At 65.1% G+C, this 17,272-nt stretch carries 17 protein-coding genes; 10 read left to right on the top strand and 7 right to left on the bottom strand.

What is annotated here, in order from left to right; translation table 11 throughout:
- Positions 1-277 precede the first annotated feature (277 nt).
- Together ACP7DD_RS23715 and ACP7DD_RS23710 are read left to right on the top strand one after the other, a co-directional pair.
- The gene (locus ACP7DD_RS23715; protein WP_426177484.1) at positions 278-1,507 is read left to right on the top strand and encodes an efflux RND transporter periplasmic adaptor subunit; all 1,230 of its coding nucleotides are present in this window, start codon (positions 278-280) and stop codon (positions 1,505-1,507) included.
- Positions 1,508-1,510: 3 nt separating this feature from the next.
- Positions 1,511-4,642 (top strand): efflux RND transporter permease subunit, encoded by a 3,132-nt coding sequence (locus tag ACP7DD_RS23710; protein WP_426177482.1) that lies wholly within the window; start codon positions 1,511-1,513, stop codon positions 4,640-4,642.
- A gap of 91 nt (positions 4,643-4,733) precedes the next feature.
- On the opposite strand, the gene ACP7DD_RS23705 is transcribed toward ACP7DD_RS23710, so the two are convergent.
- The 4 genes from ACP7DD_RS23705 to ACP7DD_RS23690 all read right to left on the bottom strand — a co-directional run bounded on the left by ACP7DD_RS23705 (position 4,734) and on the right by ACP7DD_RS23690 (position 7,900).
- Positions 4,734-4,919 carry a hypothetical protein gene (locus ACP7DD_RS23705; RefSeq protein ID WP_426177480.1) on the bottom strand — a complete coding sequence of 62 codons (186 nt, stop codon included), beginning with the start codon at positions 4,917-4,919 and terminating at the stop codon, positions 4,734-4,736.
- Between the two features lie 77 nt (positions 4,920-4,996).
- A complete protein-coding gene (xerD, locus tag ACP7DD_RS23700) occupies positions 4,997-6,016 on the bottom strand; it encodes a site-specific tyrosine recombinase XerD (RefSeq protein WP_426177503.1) in 1,020 nt (339 codons plus the stop codon).
- Complete coding sequence (locus ACP7DD_RS23695) at positions 5,926-6,468, bottom strand: methylated-DNA--[protein]-cysteine S-methyltransferase (protein WP_426177478.1); 543 nt, start codon at positions 6,466-6,468, stop codon at positions 5,926-5,928. Before ACP7DD_RS23695 ends, xerD begins: the two co-directional genes overlap by 91 nt.
- A gap of 445 nt (positions 6,469-6,913) precedes the next feature.
- Positions 6,914-7,900, bottom strand: coding sequence for a TRAP transporter substrate-binding protein (locus tag ACP7DD_RS23690; RefSeq protein ID WP_426177476.1), 987 nt, complete (start codon positions 7,898-7,900; stop codon positions 6,914-6,916).
- Positions 7,901-8,028: 128 nt separating this feature from the next.
- Between ACP7DD_RS23690 and ACP7DD_RS23685 the strand changes: the two genes are divergently transcribed.
- The 4 genes from ACP7DD_RS23685 (at position 8,029) to ACP7DD_RS23670 (ending at position 11,562) form a co-directional block, all read left to right on the top strand.
- Positions 8,029-10,011 carry a sensor histidine kinase gene (locus tag ACP7DD_RS23685; RefSeq protein ID WP_426177474.1) on the top strand — a complete coding sequence of 661 codons (1,983 nt, stop codon included), beginning with the start codon at positions 8,029-8,031 and terminating at the stop codon, positions 10,009-10,011.
- Between the two features lie 41 nt (positions 10,012-10,052).
- Positions 10,053-10,637: a response regulator transcription factor gene (locus ACP7DD_RS23680; protein ID WP_426177472.1), complete on the top strand. Its 585-nt coding sequence runs from the start codon at positions 10,053-10,055 to the stop codon at positions 10,635-10,637.
- Positions 10,638-10,698: 61 nt separating this feature from the next.
- Positions 10,699-11,115 carry a MarR family winged helix-turn-helix transcriptional regulator gene (locus tag ACP7DD_RS23675; RefSeq protein WP_426177470.1) on the top strand — a complete coding sequence of 139 codons (417 nt, stop codon included), beginning with the start codon at positions 10,699-10,701 and terminating at the stop codon, positions 11,113-11,115.
- Between the two features lie 48 nt (positions 11,116-11,163).
- On the top strand, positions 11,164-11,562 hold the full coding sequence (locus ACP7DD_RS23670; protein ID WP_426177468.1) for a tautomerase family protein: 399 nt from the start codon (positions 11,164-11,166) through the stop codon (positions 11,560-11,562).
- Here ACP7DD_RS23670 and ACP7DD_RS23665 read toward each other — a convergent pair.
- Positions 11,559-12,191, bottom strand: a complete 633-nt coding sequence (locus tag ACP7DD_RS23665; protein ID WP_426177466.1) for a hypothetical protein — start codon at positions 12,189-12,191, stop codon at positions 11,559-11,561. The genes ACP7DD_RS23670 and ACP7DD_RS23665 overlap by 4 nt on opposite strands.
- A gap of 52 nt (positions 12,192-12,243) precedes the next feature.
- Positions 12,244-12,846, bottom strand: coding sequence for a hypothetical protein (locus ACP7DD_RS23660; RefSeq protein ID WP_426177464.1), 603 nt, complete (start codon positions 12,844-12,846; stop codon positions 12,244-12,246).
- 187 nt (positions 12,847-13,033) lie between these two features.
- Between ACP7DD_RS23660 and ACP7DD_RS23655 the strand changes: the two genes are divergently transcribed.
- Complete coding sequence (locus ACP7DD_RS23655; RefSeq protein ID WP_426177462.1) at positions 13,034-13,408, top strand: DUF3052 family protein; 375 nt, start codon at positions 13,034-13,036, stop codon at positions 13,406-13,408.
- A 31-nt stretch (positions 13,409-13,439) separates the two neighbouring features.
- Here the strand turns inward: ACP7DD_RS23655 and queG are convergent, their stop codons facing one another.
- Positions 13,440-14,525, bottom strand: coding sequence for a tRNA epoxyqueuosine(34) reductase QueG (queG, locus tag ACP7DD_RS23650; protein WP_426177460.1), 1,086 nt, complete (start codon positions 14,523-14,525; stop codon positions 13,440-13,442).
- Between the two features lie 62 nt (positions 14,526-14,587).
- Here queG and tsaE point away from each other — a divergent pair, with 62 nt between their 5' ends.
- From tsaE to ACP7DD_RS23635, 3 genes are read left to right on the top strand one after another with little or no spacing between them, the layout of a single operon-like run.
- The gene (gene tsaE, locus ACP7DD_RS23645; protein WP_426177458.1) at positions 14,588-15,076 is read left to right on the top strand and encodes a tRNA (adenosine(37)-N6)-threonylcarbamoyltransferase complex ATPase subunit type 1 TsaE; all 489 of its coding nucleotides are present in this window, start codon (positions 14,588-14,590) and stop codon (positions 15,074-15,076) included.
- Positions 15,037-16,341, top strand: a complete 1,305-nt coding sequence (locus ACP7DD_RS23640; protein ID WP_426177456.1) for an N-acetylmuramoyl-L-alanine amidase — start codon at positions 15,037-15,039, stop codon at positions 16,339-16,341. The genes tsaE and ACP7DD_RS23640 overlap by 40 nt, the downstream gene beginning before the upstream one ends.
- A 10-nt stretch (positions 16,342-16,351) precedes the next feature.
- The gene (locus tag ACP7DD_RS23635; protein ID WP_426177454.1) at positions 16,352-17,155 is read left to right on the top strand and encodes a D-hexose-6-phosphate mutarotase; all 804 of its coding nucleotides are present in this window, start codon (positions 16,352-16,354) and stop codon (positions 17,153-17,155) included.
- The last annotated feature ends 117 nt before the right edge of the window (positions 17,156-17,272 follow it).

Raw genomic sequence — 17,272 nt, 5'->3', positions numbered from 1 at the left:
ACGGCATCACTATCGGACAGCTCATTTTTGGCCACGTAATCCGAAAACCGCTTGCGCGGGCGCAAACGTCCGGGGGCGCGGAAGTTTCCGGCAAACACGATTTGCGCTTTATCGGGGATTTATGCCGTCCGTCGTGCCGAATTGGCGGCCTGTCGCATTCCCATGACAGCGGCGTTGTCTTTTTCTATAGTGTCACCATGCGCATGACGCTCCGACTGCCCACAGGCGGAGCCCATGCGCCCCCGCTGTCGCGAAGAACAAAAACGGATACCAAACAATGAAAATCGAAACCCTGCCGCTGGCGCAAGCACATCCCACCTCCCATCCTCGCCGCTGGAAAAAGCCCGTCGCCGCGCTGCTGATCGTGCTGCTGGCCGGCGGCGGCTATGCCTACCTGCAAAAGTCGAAGGCGCCGGCCGCCACGACGGCCCAGGCCAAGGATGCCAAAGGCGGCAAGGACGCGCCGAAAGTCGACGTCTACGAGCTCTCCAGCGCCGACGTCGCCGCCGTCGAGGCGCGCGAGGTGCGGCTCGGCCTGTCGCTGTCGGGCTCGCTCGCGCCGCTGACCCAGGCCACCGTCAAGTCGAAGGTGTCGGGCGTGGTGCTGGAGACGGCGGTGCAGGAAGGCATGAACGTGGTCGCCGGCCAGGTCATCGCCAGGCTCGACGCCGCCGAACAGCGCGCCCGCGTGGCGCAGCAGCAGGCCGCGCTCGACGAGGCGTCGGCGCGCCTGTCGATGGCGAAAAAGAACAACGCCAACAGCCAGGCGCTGCTCAAGCAGAACTACATCTCGCAAAATTCCTACGACACGACGCTCAACAGCGTCGAGCTGGCGCAGGCCAGCGTCAACGCCATGCGCGCGCAGCTCGAACTGGCGCGTATCGCGCTGGCCGACACGGTGATCCGCGCGCCGCTCGCCGGCGTGGTCAGCAAGCGCCACGTGCAGGCGGGCGAAAAGGTGGCGCCCGACATGTCGGTGTTTACCATCGTCAACCTGCGCCAGCTGACCTTGGAAGCGCAGGTGCCGGCGTCGGAAGTGCCGCGCGTAAAAGTCGGCCAGGACGTGCGCTTCAAGGTCGACGGCTTCCCGCAGCGCGATTTTGCCGGCAAGGTCGCCCGCATCAGCCCGACCACCGAGGCCGGCTCGCGCTCGATGCTGGTCTACATCAGCGTCGACAACGCCGACGGCGCGCTGCGCGGCGGCATGTTCGCCAAGGGCGGCATCACCACCGAGAAGACCGCCGTCACGCCGGTGGTGGCGCTGGCGGCGTTGCGCACCGAAAAAGGCCAGCAGGTGGTCTACACGATCGAGGGCAACAAGGTGGTCGCGCAACCGGTCACCCTGGGCCTGCGCAACGACGATGAAGGCATGGCCCAGGTCACCTCCGGCCTGGCCAAAGGCGCCAGCGTCATCGTCGCCAGGCTCGATGGCGTCAAGCCTGGCGACAAGGTGCGCATCGGCGCCGCGCCAGTGGCAGTCGCCGCCCCAGCACCGGCGAAGGGTTAAGCCATGTGGATCACTAAGACAAGTATCCAGAACCCGGTGTTTGCCACCATGGTGATGGTGGGACTGATGGTGCTCGGCCTGTTCTCGTACCGCAGCCTGGGCCTGGAAAGCATGCCGAACGTCGAGATTCCGTTCGCCTGGGTCGAGGTGCAGTATCCGGGCGCTTCGCCCGCGCAAGTGGAAAACGACATCACGCGCCCATTGGAAGACGCGATCAACACCGTCAGCGGCATCAAGTCGATCCGCAGCAATTCGTGGGAAGGCCGCGCCGGCGTGTCGCTCGAATTTCACCTGTCGACCAACATGGACAAGGCGATGCAGGAGGTGCGCGACAATATCGGCCGCGTGCGCCCGGGCTTTCCGAAGGAAGCCAAGGAGCCGTTCATCGTGCGCGCCGAGGGCGACAACTCGCAGCCGATCTACGAGCTGATGCTCACGTCCGACACGCGCAGCGTGCGCGAACTGTCGACCCTGACCGAGCAGGTCATCGTCAAGCGGCTGCAGGGCGTGGCCGGCGTCGGCCAGGTGCGCATCAACGGCAAGACCAACCGCCAGATCCTCGTCAGCGTCAAGCCCGAGCAGCTGCAAAGCCAGAACATCGGCGTCGACGAAGTGCTGCGCGCGATCCAGGCGACCAACGCCAATATGCCGGCCGGTAACATCAGCTTCGGCGCCAGCGAGCGCCTGGTGCGCATCGAAAGCAAGATGAAGCTGGCGCGCGACTTCAACCGCATCATCGTCGCCCGGCGCGCCAGTGGCCCGGTCTACCTCGACCAGGTCGCCACGGTGGTCGACGGCGAACAGGAAGAAACGTCGATCTCGCGCATGAACGGCCAGCGCGCCATCTCGCTGGAAGTGACCAAGGTGCAAGGCGCCAACGTCGTCGAAGTGGGCGCCGCCATCAAGAAGGTGGTCGGAGATTTGCAGAAGCAGTTCGGCACCGCGGTCAACATCAAGACGATGGAAGACCAGGCCGAGCGCGTGCAGAGCCAGCTCGACAACGTCAAGAAGACCATCATCGAAGGCGCCCTGCTGACGATGCTGATCGTGTTCCTGTTCCTGCATTCGTGGCGCAGCACCATCATCACCGGATTGACGTTGCCGATCTCGGTGCTGGCAAGCTTCATCGCGATGAAGGTGTTCGGCTTTACGCTCAACTTCCTGACCCTGATGGCGCTGTCGCTGTGCATCGGCCTGTTGATCGACGACGCCATCGTCGTGCGCGAAAACATCGTGCGCCACCTCGGCATGGGCAAGAAGCACTTGCAGGCAGCCTACGACGGCACCAACGAGATCGGCCTGGCCGTGATGGCGACGACCTTCGCGATCGTCGCCGTGTTCGTGCCGATCGCCTTCATGCAAGGCATCATCGGCCGCTTCTTCCTGCAGTTCGGCATCACCGTCGCGGTGGCGGTGCTGGTGTCGCTGTTCGTCAGCTTCACGCTCGACCCGATGCTGTCGTCCGTGTGGCCCGATCCGGTCAAGGACCGCTTCAAGTACGTCCCAATGCTGGGCCGCATGATGGAGCGCATCGAGCACGGCATCGACCGCCTGCACGTCTGGTACGGCAAGACGCTGGCGCTGGCGCTGAACTGGCGCAAGTCGACCCTGCTGCTGGCGCTGCTGCTGTTTATCGGCAGCCTGGCCCTGATGCCGCTGGTCGGCGGCGAGATGTTCCCGCAGACCGACAACGGCTACGTGCAGCTGCGCTTCAAGACCCCGGTTGGCTCGAGCCTCGAGTACACCGACGTCAAGGTCAAGCAGGTTGAAACGGTGCTCAAGGAGTACAAGGAAATCGACAGCGTCTCGACCACGGTCGGCACCTACGACGGCCGCAACACGGCGCAGATCAACCTGAAGCTGACGGACGTCACCAAGGTCAAGCGCCGCTCGCAGCACGCGCTGGAAGAAGTGATCCGCGCCCGTCTGGCGTCGATCGCCGGCATCACGATGTCGGTCGGTAACCGGCCGATCTTCATCGCCATTCTCGGCCAGGACGAATCGAAGCTCGACGCGGTGGCGCACAAGCTGATGGACAAGATGCGCACCATCAAGGGCGTCGCCGACATCGAGTACAGCCAGGAAGGCGCCAATCCGGCCACCATCGTCAAGATCAACCACGAGCTGGCCAGCGACCTGGGGCTGTCGGTGCAGCAGATCGGCGCCGCGCTGCGGCCGTTCGTCGCCGGCGACCAGATCAGCCGCTGGCTGGCGCCGGACGGCCAGAACTATGACGTCAACGTGCAGCTGCCGAAGTCCGGCCGCCAGAAGGTGGCCGACCTGGCCGACCTGTCGGTTGCCTCCAGCAAGCGCGACGCCGCCGGCAATCCGGTGATGGTGCCGCTGCGCCAGATCGTCGAATTCGTGCCGTCGACCAGCCCGCAGGTACTCAAGCGCCAGGCGCTCGAGCGCCGGGTGGCGATCTACGCCGGCATCGAAGGGCGCCCGAACGGCGACGTCAACGGCGACGTGCAAAAGGCGATCAAGAGCATCGCGTTGCCGGACGGCGTGCGCTTCGACGTCGGCGGCGAGGCCGAGCGGATGGCCGAGACGATGTCGGGCTTCATCGCCGCGATCGTCATCGCAATCGTCTTCATCTACCTGGTGCTGGCGTCGCAGTTCGGCAGCTTCCTGCAGCCGGTGGCGATCATGGTGTCGCTGCCGCTGTCGATGATCGGCGTGCTGATCGCGCTGCTGGTGACCGGCAGCACGCTGAACATCTTCTCGGTGATCGGCATCGTCATGCTGATGGGTCTGGTGACGAAGAACGCGATCTTGCTGGTCGACTTCACCAACCACGGCCAGCGCGAAGGCAAGGGCCAATACGCGGCCATTCTCGACGCCGGCCAGGTGCGGCTGCGGCCGATCCTGATGACGACGTTGGCGATGATCTTCGGCATGCTGCCGATGGCGATCGGCATGGGCGACGGCGGCGAGCAGCAGGCGCCGATGGGTCGGGCGGTGATCGGCGGGGTGATCACGTCGACCTTGCTGACGCTGGTGGTGGTGCCGGTGGCCTACACCTACCTCGACAACCTGGGCAAGCGCGCGGTGCGCTGGTTCAAGCGCGGCGAGCACGCCGACGACGCGCCGGCGGCCGAAGGCCAAGGCAAAGGCCTGGCGGAAGTGGCGTAAAGCGGCCTGGCAGTGATTGAAAGCGAGGCGCGGCCAGAACGGCCGCGCTTTTTTACTTACCGTTAGTGTTAAAGACCGCTGGACGTAGCGATCAAGCCGGGTTCTGCGTCGCCGGCGCGGCGGCTTCCTCGCCGTCGTCTTCGTCCGGCTCGGCCGTCTCGCCACCCTCGCCCGGATTGCTCTTCGCTTCGGCTTTGCGCTTGGCTTTCTCCTCCGCTTTTTTCTTCTTCTCTAATTCGCGTTGCCGCTTTTCGTATGAGAAATTTGTTTTAGCCATGAATCACCTCTTGAAATGTCGCGATAGAAAGGAATGCCGTAATCACATTATGACGCATTATGCCAAGTGCATTTGATTTAACCACGCGGGTGATGCTCGGCATGAAGCCGCTTCAGACGCTCGCGCGCAACGTGCGTGTAGATCTGGGTCGTCGAAATATCGGCGTGCCCAAGCAATAACTGCACCACGCGCAGGTCGGCGCCATGGTTGAGCAAATGGGTGGCAAACGCGTGCCGCAAGGTGTGCGGCGACAGCGGCCCGCTCACACCCGCCTTCGCCGCATGCTTCTTGATCAGGATCCAGAACATCTGCCGCGTCATCGCCCCGCCGCGCGCGGTGACGAACAGCGCGTCGTCGACCTGGCCGTCGAGGATCACGCCGCGCGCCTCCTTCAAATAGCGCTCGATCCACTTGCGCGCCTCGTGGCCGAACGGCACCAGGCGCGTCTTGCTGCCCTTGCCGGTCACCCGCAGCACGCCTTCGTTCATGCTCAGTTCCACCAGCTTCAGGCCGACCAGCTCGGACACGCGCAGCCCGCTTGCATACATCAGCTCGAGCATGGTGCGCTCGCGCAGGCCCAGCGGCGTGGCGACGTCGGGCGCGCCGAGCAGGGCCTCGACCTGCTGCTCGGTGAGCGTATGGACGAAGCGGTCCGGCTGCTTCGCCGACGCCATCTTCAGGCACGGATCGGCCGCCACGTGCTTCTGCCGCAGCGCCAGCTGATAGAAGCGCTTGAGCACCGACAGGCGGCGGTTGGCCGAACTCGGCTTCGACTCGGCGTGGCGCTCGGCAAAATAGGCCGACAAATCGTGCGCCTGCACTTGGTGCAAGGTGGCGCAGTCGGGCCGGCGCACCTGCAGCCAGCGCGCGAACAGGCGCAGGTCGCGCCGGTAGGCGTCGAGCGAATTTTTCGCCAGCCCTTGTTCGAGCCACAGGTTGTCGCAGAATTCATCGATCAGCGCCAGGTTGGCCGGCGACGGCTGGGCGGTGTCGGCAGGCAGTCTGCTCACGCCCAGATGGCCTGCTGCTGCCACGGCGTGCCGGCCATCGCCGCGCCTTCGTGTTTCAGCAGCCAGCGCTTGACGCTGAGGTGGAATCCGTTCTCGTCGTCCCGGTTGGAAAAGCCGCCCAGTCCGCCGGCGGCGGTGACGCGGTGGCACGGGATGATCAGGGGGAACCAGTTGGCGCCGCAGGCCTGGCCGACCGCGCGCGGCGCCGATCCGATGTGCTTGGCCACCTGGCCGTATGTACGCACGCTGCCGCGCGGGATGCTGGCGATCGCGTCCCACACCTTGTGCTGGTACGCGCTGCCGACCTCGGCCAGCGGCAGGCTGAACTTGAAATCGGCATCGGCGACGTAGCGCGCCACCTGTTCGCCGGCCTGGTCGGCGAGCGCGTCGGTCGCATCCTTTTCACTAAAATGGGGCGGCAGGTAGACCAGTTCGCGCAGTTGCCCCGCTTCGGTGCGGATGCCGATCGCGCCGAACGGGGCGGCCACGATGGCGCTGAAAATGTCGCTGCCCTGCTGGGCCGGAGAAAGGGATTTCATGGCAGCAGTGTAAGCCGATGCGCACAACAAGACAATGCAGCCTTGAGTAGGGAAACCGCGGGCTACGGGCATAAAAAAAGCGCACCCTAGGGTGCGCTCCAAGTCAGTTCACGTCTCCGGTCGTTTGGTCGAGCCAACGACATTCTGTAAAACGTGTGTCTCCTCGATATTTCCCGGTATGGACTACCGTGCTCTTATCACTACTCCCCAAACCTGAAATCCGTTTTGCTCACCGACGCACCATCGTGGTGCCCGGGAAAGGTGCCAATCATAACGTATTTAAATTTCTGCGGCGTGGTTTTTTTAGCACGATCCTTGAATTAATTTCATCAGTAAACATCTACCTGGCAATTTGTGCTAGGCGAGCCAATCACCCCAACGAGACCGTTTGACAAGCCCACCGCCGGTGCATTCCATAGCACCAGTTGACCCAGGTCAAGCGGCCTCACTTGGCCGCTGCCTTGACGATCGTCTCGATCAATTCCTTGCCGATGCGGCTTTCCATTTCCTTGTGCACCGGCAGCAGCGCCTTGCGCCAGGCCGCCTGTTCGGCAGCGGTCAGTTCGTGGATTTCCGTCTTGCCGGTCTTTTTGATCGCTTCCATGGCGGCGTCGTTGTCGCGTTGGGCGATGGTTTTTTCGTAGCTGGTGGCCGCCATCATCGCCTGCTCGAGACTGGCGCGCACGTCGGCCGGCAAGCCGTCCCAGAACTTCTTGTTGACGATGACGGCGTAGCCCAGGTAGCCGTGATGCGACATGGTGATGTGCTTTTGGACCTCGTGCATTTTCTGGGTGTAGATGTTCGACGGTGGATTCTCGGTGCCGTCGACCACGCCGGCGGCCAGCGCGCGGTGCACTTCCGAGAACGCCAGCGCCTGCGGGTAGGCGCCCAGCGCCCGCATCTGCGCGTCGAGCACGCGCGACTGCTGGATGCGCATCTTCAGGCCCTTGAAGTCGGCCGGCATGCGCAGCGGTTTGTTGGCCGACATCACCTTGAAGCCATTGTCCCAGTAGGCCAGGCCGGTGATGCCCTTCGGCTCGAGCTTTTGCAGGATGCTCCGGCCAATCGGCCCTTCCGTCACGGCGTACAGCGCCGCCTTGGTCGGGAAGATGTACGGCAGGTCGAACACCTCGAATTCCTTCACGCCGAGCGGGCCGAACTTGGCCACCGACGGCGCCAGCATCTGCACCGCGCCCAGCTGCAATGCTTCGAGTTCTTCCTTGTCTTTATAGAGCTGGCTGTTCGGGTACAGTTCCACCCGGACCCGGCCGCGCGTCGATTTTTCGGCCAGCTCCTTGAAGCGCTGGGCCGCCTGGCCCTTCGGCGTGTCGGTCGCCACCACGTGGGAAAATTTGATGACGATGGGCGCCTGCGCGAATGCGCTGACGCTGACCGCGGCAGCCAGCGCCGCGGCAAGTTTCTTGAACTGCATGCCGGTCTCCGCGATTATGAGGTTACTATTATTATTCGCACGATCTCCAAGTCTGAGCGGCTGCATCGGGCAAGGCTATTGTGGAAAGCCACAATAGCACTTCCTCCCCATCAGCAACAATGTATGCCATGAAAATTCCGTTCACGAAATTCGCGCCGCACCTGCCGGGAGGGTCCCTGCGCTTCCTGCTGCCGGCGATGCTGGTGCTGCTGTTTCTCGCCGTGCTGGTGTGGCTGCCGTGGCAGGCGCGCGAAATGGAGAGCAACGAGCGGCAGGAAAAACTGATCGCCGACACGCTGTGGGTCGAGCAGGCGCTCCGCTTCGAACTGAACCGCAGCGAGGAAGCCATCGTCGCCCTCGGCCACGAGCTGGCCAGCAACCCGCCGGCCGGCGCGGTGCGGGCGCGCATCGCCCAGCTGCTCAACAACGGGCGCGAGCTGCGCCGCGTTCGCTGGCTCGATGCGGCCGGCAAGCCGCTGCAGACCGGCGGCGCCGAACTGCCGGGCGGCACGATGGCGGCCGCGTCGAGCGAGGCGTGGGAACTGGCGCGCGCCACCCGCGTGGCCCGCTACAGCGAACCGTACCTGACCGCGCCGGACGAGCCGGCGCTGGTCGACTATCACCTGCCGCTGTTTGCCGCCGGCGCCTACACCGGCAACCTGGCCGTCACCTACGACCTCAAGACGCTGCTCGACGACACCGTGCCATGGTGGTTCGCCCAGGACAACGCGATCTCGCTGATCGACCGCGACGACCGACCTCTGGCCACCCGCGCCGCCGCCGGTCCGGGCCGCGGCGTGTACACCCACAAGCGCCTGCTCGACTTGCCGGGCGCGACGATGGTGCTGGTCACCGACAGCGTCAAGGGCGCGCCGCGACTGCTGCCGAACCTGCTGGTCGGCTCGGTCATCGCGCTCGCGCTTGGCCTGCTGGTCAGCCTCGGCGCGCTGTGGCGCCACATCCGGCGCCGGCTGGCGGCCGAAGGCGCGCTGCGCCAGCAGATGGCATTTCGCACCGCGATGGAGGATTCGCTCGTCACGGGCCTGCGCGCGCGCGACCTGGAAGGGCGCGTCACCTACGTCAATCCGGCGTTCTGCCAGATCGTCGGGTTCCCGCCGGAAGAGCTGGTCGGCAAGGCGCCGCCGATGGCGTACTGGGCGCCCGAAGCGATGGCCGACTACCAGCAGCGCTTCGCGTCGGTGTTGGCCGGCACCGCCATCCCGCAGTTCGAGACCATTTTCCAGCGTTCCGACGGCGCCCGCGTGCCGGTGCTCATCTTCGAGGCGCCGCTGGTCGACAGCGAAGGCCGCCAGACCGGCTGGATGGGCTCGATCCTCGACATTTCGGACCGCAAGAATGCCGAGGAACTGGCGCGCCAGCAACAGGAAAAGCTGCACGCGTCGGCCCGCCTGGCGACGATGGGCGAGATCTCGTCGATGCTGGCGCACGAACTGAACCAGCCGCTGGCGGCCATTTCCAGCTACACCACGGGCGCGCTGAACATGCTGGGGCGCGCGGCCGACAGCGGCACCGCGCTCGATCCGGCGATCCTGAAGCCGGCGCTGGAACAGGCCAGCGAGCAGGCGCGGCGCGCCGGCCAGATCATCCGCAGCGTGCACGAGTTCGTCAAAAAGCGCGAGCCGCAGCGCCAGCTGCTCGACATCGGCCACCTGGTCGACGGCATCCGCACGCTGATCGAACTGCAGGCGAGCAAGTATTTCGTCGCCATCCAGACCAGCATCTCAAAACAGCTGCCGGCCGTCAGCGCCGACCGCATGATGCTCGAGCAAGTGCTGCTGAACCTGACGCGCAACGCCATCGAGGCGATGCAGGACGTGGCGCCCGAGCGGCGCGTGCTGCGCATTGCCGCCATGCACGAAGCCGGCCGGGTCACGGTGTCGGTGATCGACCAGGGCCACGGCATCGCGCCGGCGGTGGCCGAGCGGCTGTTCTCGCCGTTCTTCTCGACCAAGGCCGAAGGCATGGGCATGGGACTGTCGATTTGCCGCACCGCCATCGAATTCCACGGCGGCACCCTCAGCCATGGCGACAATCCCGGCGGCGGCACCGTGTTCCGGTTTGCGTTGCCGAGCCAGGCGTCGCCGACCTGAGATAGACTGCGGCCATCGGACCAACAAATACGGAGACATCAATGCTGCATATCGTCGACGATGAGGACGTCATCCGTGACTCGCTCGCGTGGCTGGCCCAGTCGCGCCGCATCAATGCCTTCGGCTACGCCACCGCGCAGGCCTTCCTGCAACAGGCCGGCGCTGCCTTCGATGCCGACGGCGACTGCGTGTTGCTCGATGTGCGCATGCCGGACTTGAATGGCGTGGCGGTGTTCGAGCAGTTGAGCGGGCGCGGCCTGACCGGCCAGATGCCGGTCATTTTCCTCACCGGCCATGGCGACGTGCCGTTGGCGGTCGACATGCTCAAGCGCGGCGCCTTCGACTTTTTCGAAAAGCCCTTCAACGACAACCAGCTGATGGACCGGGTGCAGGAAGCGCTGGCGCAGTCGCGCGCGGCCGGCGCGGGCGCGGCGGTGCGCGAGCGCCTGGCCACGCTGTCGGCGCGCGAACGCGAAGTGCTCGACCTGATCCTGGCCGGCAAGATGAACAAGGTCGTCGCCGACAAGCTGGGCATCAGCATGCGCACGGTGGAAGTGCACCGCGCGCACATCCTCGACAAGATGCGGGTGAAGACGGCGGTGGAGCTGGCGGGACTGCTGAAGTAAGCCCGTCGGCACCAACCCGAAAGTAGTTGCATAGCGAACTAATACAGGGTAAGGTGCATGCATGTTCGATCACTGCCTATATTTCAACACCACCGCCCTCGCCCGCCTGCTCGAGCGCGAGTGGACGAGCGCATTCAAGCCGTTCGGCCTGACGCCGTCGCAGGCCTTCATGCTGCGCGTCGTGCTGGAAAAGCCGGCCCTGCTGCAAAGCGAGCTGGCAAAGGAACTGGCGATCGCGCGCCCAACCGCCACGCGCACCCTCGACGGCCTGCAAAAACTCGCCCTGGTCGAACGCCGCCACACTGAAACCGATGGCCGCGAATTGGCCATCCATCCTACCGCCGCCGCAGTCGAGCTCAAGACCGCGCTGAACGCGGCCAGCGCGGTCGTCACAAAACGCCTGAAAATTGCGCTCGGACCGGGCCATTTCGACGACACCGTCAGCAGCGTCAAACACACCCGCGCCACCCTGGGCTGACATTTTTTTACCAAAGTAGTTGCATAGCTAACCAAAAAGGAAGACGAAATGCCCATCATCAACGTTAAAGTCAGCGCCACCAAGTCAGCCGAAATGACCCGCCAGATCAGCGAGTTGCTGCTTGAACTGGGCGGCCGCATCCTGAAGAAGGACCGCCACGTCACCGCCATCACGATCGACTATCTCGAACACGACTGCTGGATCGTCGGCGGCAGTTCGCTCAGCGAACAGGGCAAGAACGGCTTCTGCTTCGACACCAAGATCACCGACGAAACCAATACCAAGGCGGAAAAGGCGCAGTTCATCAAGGAAGCCTTCGACGGCTTCGCGCGCATCCTCGGCAACCTGCACGACACCAGCTTCATCTATGTCGAGGACGTGCGCGCGAGCGCCTACGGTTATGGCGGGCTGACGCAGGAATACCGCTACCACCGCCTGGCCGGCTAAAACATCGTCGGGCAGGCGCCGATCAGCGGTTCGCCGAAATTGGCCGCCCCGGTCTGCGCGCCGATCCGGTTCTTGTCCGGATAGCGAACGCAATACGTGCCGGCCAGGCCGGTGATCCGATAGATTTTGCGCGCATCGTCGCCAGGCGGCGTGATGTCCTCGATCTTGGCCGCCTGGTACCACTTGTTGGGCGCCATGTCGTGCGCCTGCTCGAAGCCGTTCGCCAGCCGCTGCTGCCGGCTGTCGCCGGCCAGGCCGAGGGCAGTCTTGCCGCCCGGCTTGCCAGCTTCGCCGCGCAATTGCCTGTCGATCGTGGCCAGGTCGCGCTTGGCATACGTCATGATTTGCTCCGCGCCGATCGGCGCCGGTGCTGTTTCGGCGAACGCATCGGCCGCGGGTGTAATGGGAACCGTCGCCGGCACGGCTGCGCGGACCGGCGCTGGTGCCGGCTCCACCGCGGTTGCGGGTCGCTCCTTGACGACCTTACGCGGCGGCGCCGGCGGCAACAGCCTCGGCTCCGGCGGCGCCGGCACGATATTCATCCACAACATCGTGCTGCGGAACGTGTGCGCCCGCGCCTGGCGCGGTTGACGCAGCAGGCTGTTGAGCAACACCACGTGTACTAGCACCGCTACCGCGAGGGCGAACCAGCTGCGCTCGAAGGCCTTGCCGGTATCGATGCTAAGCCTCCGCCATGCACAGCGCCAGCGAGTAGATGAACTCGTCGCGGATGGCCTGGTATTGCTCGTATGTCTGAAACTTGCGCTGCGCCGGTTTCTGATCCAGCAAGTAGGCCGTGGCGATGACGTTGTTCTTTTCAGAGATCAAGGTGTAGATGCTGATGACGCCGCCACCTTGCAACGTCGGATTGTTCAGCGCCATGATTTCCACGCCGTGCCGCTCGATCACCTTGAATGGCGCCGCCTTCGTGCCAGGCGTTGCCGCGAACGAAGTCATCTGCGCCAGGATGGCGGTGCGGTCGGCCGCCAGCTTGCCCGGCTGCGAGCGCTCCAGCTTCAGGTTGACGAACGGCGCCGTGTCGGGAAACGCCAGCATCATGCGGTAGCCGTCGGCCACCGACACCTGCATCGGCCCGGTCGATGTCTGCACCACGCGCGCCGTCATGCTGCCTGGCCAGCGGTCGATGCCGGGGGCCGTCAGACCGTTTGCGTACGGACAAGCCAGCAGCGGGCGCAGCGGGTCGGACCTTGCGTCCTGCGCCTGCGCGGCCGCCGCGCCGCTCAGAACCATGGCGGCGAAAACGAATCGAACTGGGTACGACATGCTGCCTCCTGACGAATGCATGATCTATCTGGTGTTAATTCTTTCATATTGACTTGGTGAATAGCGACGGATTCATCAAAAGCACCGGCAGACGATACCAAGGGTATTGCACGGAGCCGCGCTCGACGAACCCGGCGTTAGCGGTAGAATGAACTGTCGAAGCAGGCATCGAGCAGAGGAAATACCGATGAGCGAAAAAACCGTTGCAGACAAGATGTTCTTGAAAAATGCGAAGTCGATCGCGGTGCTCAATGGCGCCGCGCATCCGGGCGTGGTGTCGCAGTTGCCGGCCGAACTGGTCGACAGCGGCAGCGGCCCGGCCGACGTCGTGCTGATGTTTGCGCTGAACCAGAGGGAGCTGGACCAGTACCTGCCGGTGGCGCACGAGCGGCTCGGCGAAAAAGGGTCGCTGTGGATTGCCTACTTAAAGCAGAGCGCGTCGAAGGCGACCGACATCAACCGCGACACGATCAACGCGAGTGCTCAGCAGCACGGCATCACCGCGGTCGCGATCATCTCGATCGATGGCGACTGGTCGGCGCTGCGCCTGAAGCGCATTTGAGTCGAATCTGAAACATCCGTCGGCGCCGGAGTTACCGATGCCGCGCCAGCGCCCATTCGACGTGCTCGCGCACCATTGCCGACGGGTGCTGCGCGCGCGCCTGCAATGCGGCAACGATCGCCGGATCGCCCTTGATGCTGTCGGCCGCGTTGCCCAGCCCCACGGCCAGGTTGCGCAGCCAGCGTTCGTGGCCGATGCGGCGGATCGGACTGCCCTCCATGCGGCGCTCGAATTGTTCCTCGCTCCAGCCGAACAGCTCGACCAGCGACGCCTCGCCCAGGCCGTTGCGCTGGTCGAAATCGGGCACCGTCGCGCGCTGCGCAAACTTGTTCCACGGGCACATGGTCTGGCAGTCGTCGCAGCCGTAGATGCGGTTGCCGATCAGCGGCCGCAGCGCGACCGGGATGCTGCTTTTCAGTTCGATCGTCAGGTAGGAGATGCAGCGGCGCGCATCGAGCCGGCCGGGGCCGATGATGGCGCCGGTCGGGCACACGTCGATGCAGGCGCTGCACTGGCCGCAGTGGGCGCTGGCCGGCGCGTCGATCGGCAGCGGCAGGTCGACCAGTATCTCGCCGAGAAAAAACATCGAGCCGGCTTCGCGGTTGAGCATCAAGGTATGCTTGCCGCGCCAGCCGAGCCCCGCTTTTTCGGCCAGCGGTATTTCCATCACCGGCGCCGAATCGGTAAATACGCGGTAGCCGAACTGGCCCACCGCCGCCTCGATGCGCGCGGCCAGTTGCTGCAGCCGGGCGCGCAGCACCTTGTGATAATCGCGTCCGCGCGCATACAGCGACACCACCGCCGCGCCGGGGTCGGCCAGCCGCGCCGTCTCGCGCTCGCGCCAGTCGGGCGGCGTGGCGGCCGGCAGGTAATCCATGCGCGCGCTGATGACGCGCACCGTGCCGGGCACCAGTTCGCTCGGGCGGGCGCGCTTCATGCCGTGGCTTGCCATATAATCCATCTCGCCGTGATGGCCTTCGTCGAGCCACGCCTGCAGGCCCGGCTCGGCGTGCGCCAGGTCGGCGTCGGTGATGCGCAGGTCGGCAAAACCGAGCTCGACGCCCCACTGCTTGATGGCGCGCGCTAGTTCTGGCAGGTCGGGTCGGGCAGGCAGCATGCGGGGGCGGAAAAATGAGAAGGCGCGCGGCGCCGTCAACGATCAACCTATCATTCTATTCGATGCAGCATTTTAAAGCCTACCTCCGCGATGAAGACGCGACCGCGCAGCTTGGCGCCGCGCTGGCGCGGGTGCTGGCGCCCGGCCTGACGATCTACCTGCACGGCGACCTGGGCGCCGGCAAGACCGCGCTCACGCGCGCGCTGCTGCATGCGGCCGGCCACACCGGCAAGGTCAAGAGCCCGACCTACACGCTGGCCGAGCCGTACCAGGTCACGCTCGCTGGACGCGGCGTCGACGTGATCCACTTCGACCTGTACCGCATGTCCAGTGCCGAGGAGTTCCTCGACGCCGGCTTCCGCGAGGATTTCAACAAGGACAACATCTGCATCGTCGAATGGCCGGAAAAGGGTGCCCCGGTGTTACCCCCGCCCGACCTGAATGTATTCCTGAACGTGTCCGGCCAAGGCCGTGAGGTAGAATTGCAAGCGTTGTCCGACCTGGGTTCGCTATGCCTCGACCGCCTTACCTTCGCAGCACCGCCCCTGTGACCATTCCCCTGACGCGCCGCACCCTGCTCAAGGCCGGCGGCACGCTGCTGCTGTCGGTGCTGTCGCCGTTCGCGCGCGGCGCGCAGATCATGGCGGTGCGGGTCTGGCCGGCGGCCGACTACACCCGCGTCACGCTGGAAAACGACAGCAACCTGAAAGCGACCCACTTCGTCGTGCCCGATCCGCACCGGCTGGTGGTCGACATCGAAGGGCTCGACCTCAATCCCACACTGAAAAGCCTGGTGGCCAAGATCCAGTCGGGCGACCCGTACATCAAGCAGGTGCGCGTTGGCCAGAACCGTCCCAACGTTGTGCGCCTGGTGTTCGACCTGAAGGAAGAAATCAAGCCGCAGGTATTCGCGCTGGAACCAGTCGGCGCATACAAGCACCGTCTCATCTTCGACCTGTATCCGGTCACGCCGGTCGACCCGATCGCCGCGATGATCGAAAAAGGCGAATGGCTGCGCGACGGCGCCGCTCCCATCGGCCAGCCAGAGCTGCCGGCGCTGGCCCGCGCGGCCGAACCGAAAGCCGATCCGCGCCAGCCGAAGGTGGCGCGCCTGATCACCATCGCGCTCGACCCTGGCCACGGCGGCGAGGACCCGGGCGCGATCGGCGCTTCGGGCTCGCGCGAAAAAGACATCGTGCTGGCGATTGCCAAGCGCCTCAAGTTCAAGCTCGAGGAGCTGCCGAATGTACGCGTGATGCTCACGCGCGACGGCGACTACTTCGTGCCGCTCGGCGTGCGGGTCGAAAAGGCGCGCAAGGTGCAGGCCGACCTGTTCGTGTCGCTGCACGCTGACGCCTTCGTCGAGCCGAGCGCGCGCGGCTCGTCGGTGTTCGTGCTGTCCGAAAAAGGCGCCAGCTCCACCGCCGCGCGCTGGCTGGCCAACAAGGAAAACCTGGCCGATTCGATCGGCGGCATCAACCTCGGCTCGACCAGCAAGCAGCTCGCCAGCGTGCTGTTCGACCTGTCCACCACCGCCCAGATCAACGACAGCCTCAAGCTCGGCCGCGCGGTGCTGGGCGAAATCGGCGGCATCGCGCGGCTGCACAAGGGCGCGGTCGAGCAGGCCGGCTTCGCGGTGCTGAAGGCGCCGGACATCCCGTCGATCCTGATCGAGACGGCGTTCATCTCGAACCCCGAGGAAGAGGCGCGCCTGAAGGACAATGGCTACCAGGACCAGATCGCGAGCGCCATCACCAAGGGCATCCGCCGCTACTTCGCGCAAAATCCGCCGATGGCCAAGAGCCGCACCACCTGAGGATACGCATATGGACGCAATCACCCTGGCCCCGTTCGGCGAGCTGCCGGCCGTGCGCATTACTGCCGCCGACGGCGCCGAAGCGATCGTCACGCTGTTCGGCGCGCACCTGGTGTCGTGGAAAAGCGCCGACGGCAAGCAGCGCCTGTTCTGCAGCGCCAGCTCGGCGCTCGACGGCAGCCGCGCCATCCGCGGCGGCGTGCCGGCCATCTTCCCGCAGTTTAACGAGCGCGGACCCGGCATGCGGCATGGCTTCGCGCGGGTGAGCGACTGGGCGCTGGTCGACAGCGGCAGCGTCGCCGGCGGAGCATTTGCCGTGTTCGCGCTCGAGCCGCACGACCTGACGGACGACCGCGCGGCGGCCTGGCCGTATGACTTCGCGCTGCGCTTGCGCGTCGAGGTCGGCGGCGCCGACCTGGCGATGACGCTGGAAGTGAAAAACTGCGATGTGTCGCCGTTCTCGTTTTCGAGCGCGCTGCACACCTACCACCTGGTCGACGACGTGGCGGCGGTGCGCATCGACGGCCTGGGCGATCGATCGCTGGTCATTGGCGACACGCTCGACGAGATCTTTGTCGGCGTCGCGCCCCGCCTCCTGCTGCACAGCGGCGCCGGCACGCTGCAGCTGGAACAGGATGGCTTTACCGATGCGGTGGTGTGGAATCCGGGCGCCGCCAATGCGGCTGCGATGCCGGACTTGGAAGACGAGGACTACAAGCGCTTCGTGTGCATCGAGCCGGCGGTGATCGAGCCGCTGACGCTGCCGGCCGGCGAAACCTGGTCCGGCCACTACCGCATCGCGTCCGGGGTCTGACCCTGACCCTTCCCCTCATATTCCGACCCTCATGACCATGGATGCCAGCGCATGCAACGCCTCATTGAGTTGTTGTCTCGGCTGAAATGATTGCGGATGTTCGCTAATCCAACTTTG

This window comes from Massilia sp. TWR1-2-2 (assembly GCF_049897565.1).
In the GTDB taxonomy this organism is placed as follows: Bacteria; Pseudomonadota; Gammaproteobacteria; order Burkholderiales; family Burkholderiaceae_D; genus JAFCUW01.
The sequence above is the reverse complement of the archived record's forward strand: the minus strand, read 5'-3'. Positions and strand labels throughout refer to the sequence as shown.

What these genes read in the sequence shown, in the direction of transcription:
- ACP7DD_RS23715 (WP_426177484.1), top strand. Translation starts at nt 278, where the DNA reads ATGAAAATCGAAACCCTGCCGCTGGCGCAAGCACATCCCACCTCCCAT.
- ACP7DD_RS23710 (WP_426177482.1), top strand. Translation starts at nt 1,511, where the DNA reads ATGTGGATCACTAAGACAAGTATCCAGAACCCGGTGTTTGCCACCATG.
- ACP7DD_RS23705 (WP_426177480.1), bottom strand. Translation starts at nt 4,919, where the DNA reads ATGGCTAAAACAAATTTCTCATACGAAAAGCGGCAACGCGAATTAGAG.
- ACP7DD_RS23695 (WP_426177478.1), bottom strand. Translation starts at nt 6,468, where the DNA reads ATGAAATCCCTTTCTCCGGCCCAGCAGGGCAGCGACATTTTCAGCGCC.
- ACP7DD_RS23690 (WP_426177476.1), bottom strand. Translation starts at nt 7,900, where the DNA reads ATGCAGTTCAAGAAACTTGCCGCGGCGCTGGCTGCCGCGGTCAGCGTC.
- ACP7DD_RS23685 (WP_426177474.1), top strand. Translation starts at nt 8,029, where the DNA reads ATGAAAATTCCGTTCACGAAATTCGCGCCGCACCTGCCGGGAGGGTCC.
- ACP7DD_RS23680 (WP_426177472.1), top strand. Translation starts at nt 10,053, where the DNA reads ATGCTGCATATCGTCGACGATGAGGACGTCATCCGTGACTCGCTCGCG.
- ACP7DD_RS23675 (WP_426177470.1), top strand. Translation starts at nt 10,699, where the DNA reads ATGTTCGATCACTGCCTATATTTCAACACCACCGCCCTCGCCCGCCTG.
- ACP7DD_RS23670 (WP_426177468.1), top strand. Translation starts at nt 11,164, where the DNA reads ATGCCCATCATCAACGTTAAAGTCAGCGCCACCAAGTCAGCCGAAATG.
- ACP7DD_RS23660 (WP_426177464.1), bottom strand. Translation starts at nt 12,846, where the DNA reads ATGTCGTACCCAGTTCGATTCGTTTTCGCCGCCATGGTTCTGAGCGGC.
- ACP7DD_RS23655 (WP_426177462.1), top strand. Translation starts at nt 13,034, where the DNA reads ATGAGCGAAAAAACCGTTGCAGACAAGATGTTCTTGAAAAATGCGAAG.
- queG (WP_426177460.1), bottom strand. Translation starts at nt 14,525, where the DNA reads ATGCTGCCTGCCCGACCCGACCTGCCAGAACTAGCGCGCGCCATCAAG.
- tsaE (WP_426177458.1), top strand. Translation starts at nt 14,588, where the DNA reads ATGCAGCATTTTAAAGCCTACCTCCGCGATGAAGACGCGACCGCGCAG.
- ACP7DD_RS23640 (WP_426177456.1), top strand. Translation starts at nt 15,037, where the DNA reads ATGCCTCGACCGCCTTACCTTCGCAGCACCGCCCCTGTGACCATTCCC.
- ACP7DD_RS23635 (WP_426177454.1), top strand. Translation starts at nt 16,352, where the DNA reads ATGGACGCAATCACCCTGGCCCCGTTCGGCGAGCTGCCGGCCGTGCGC.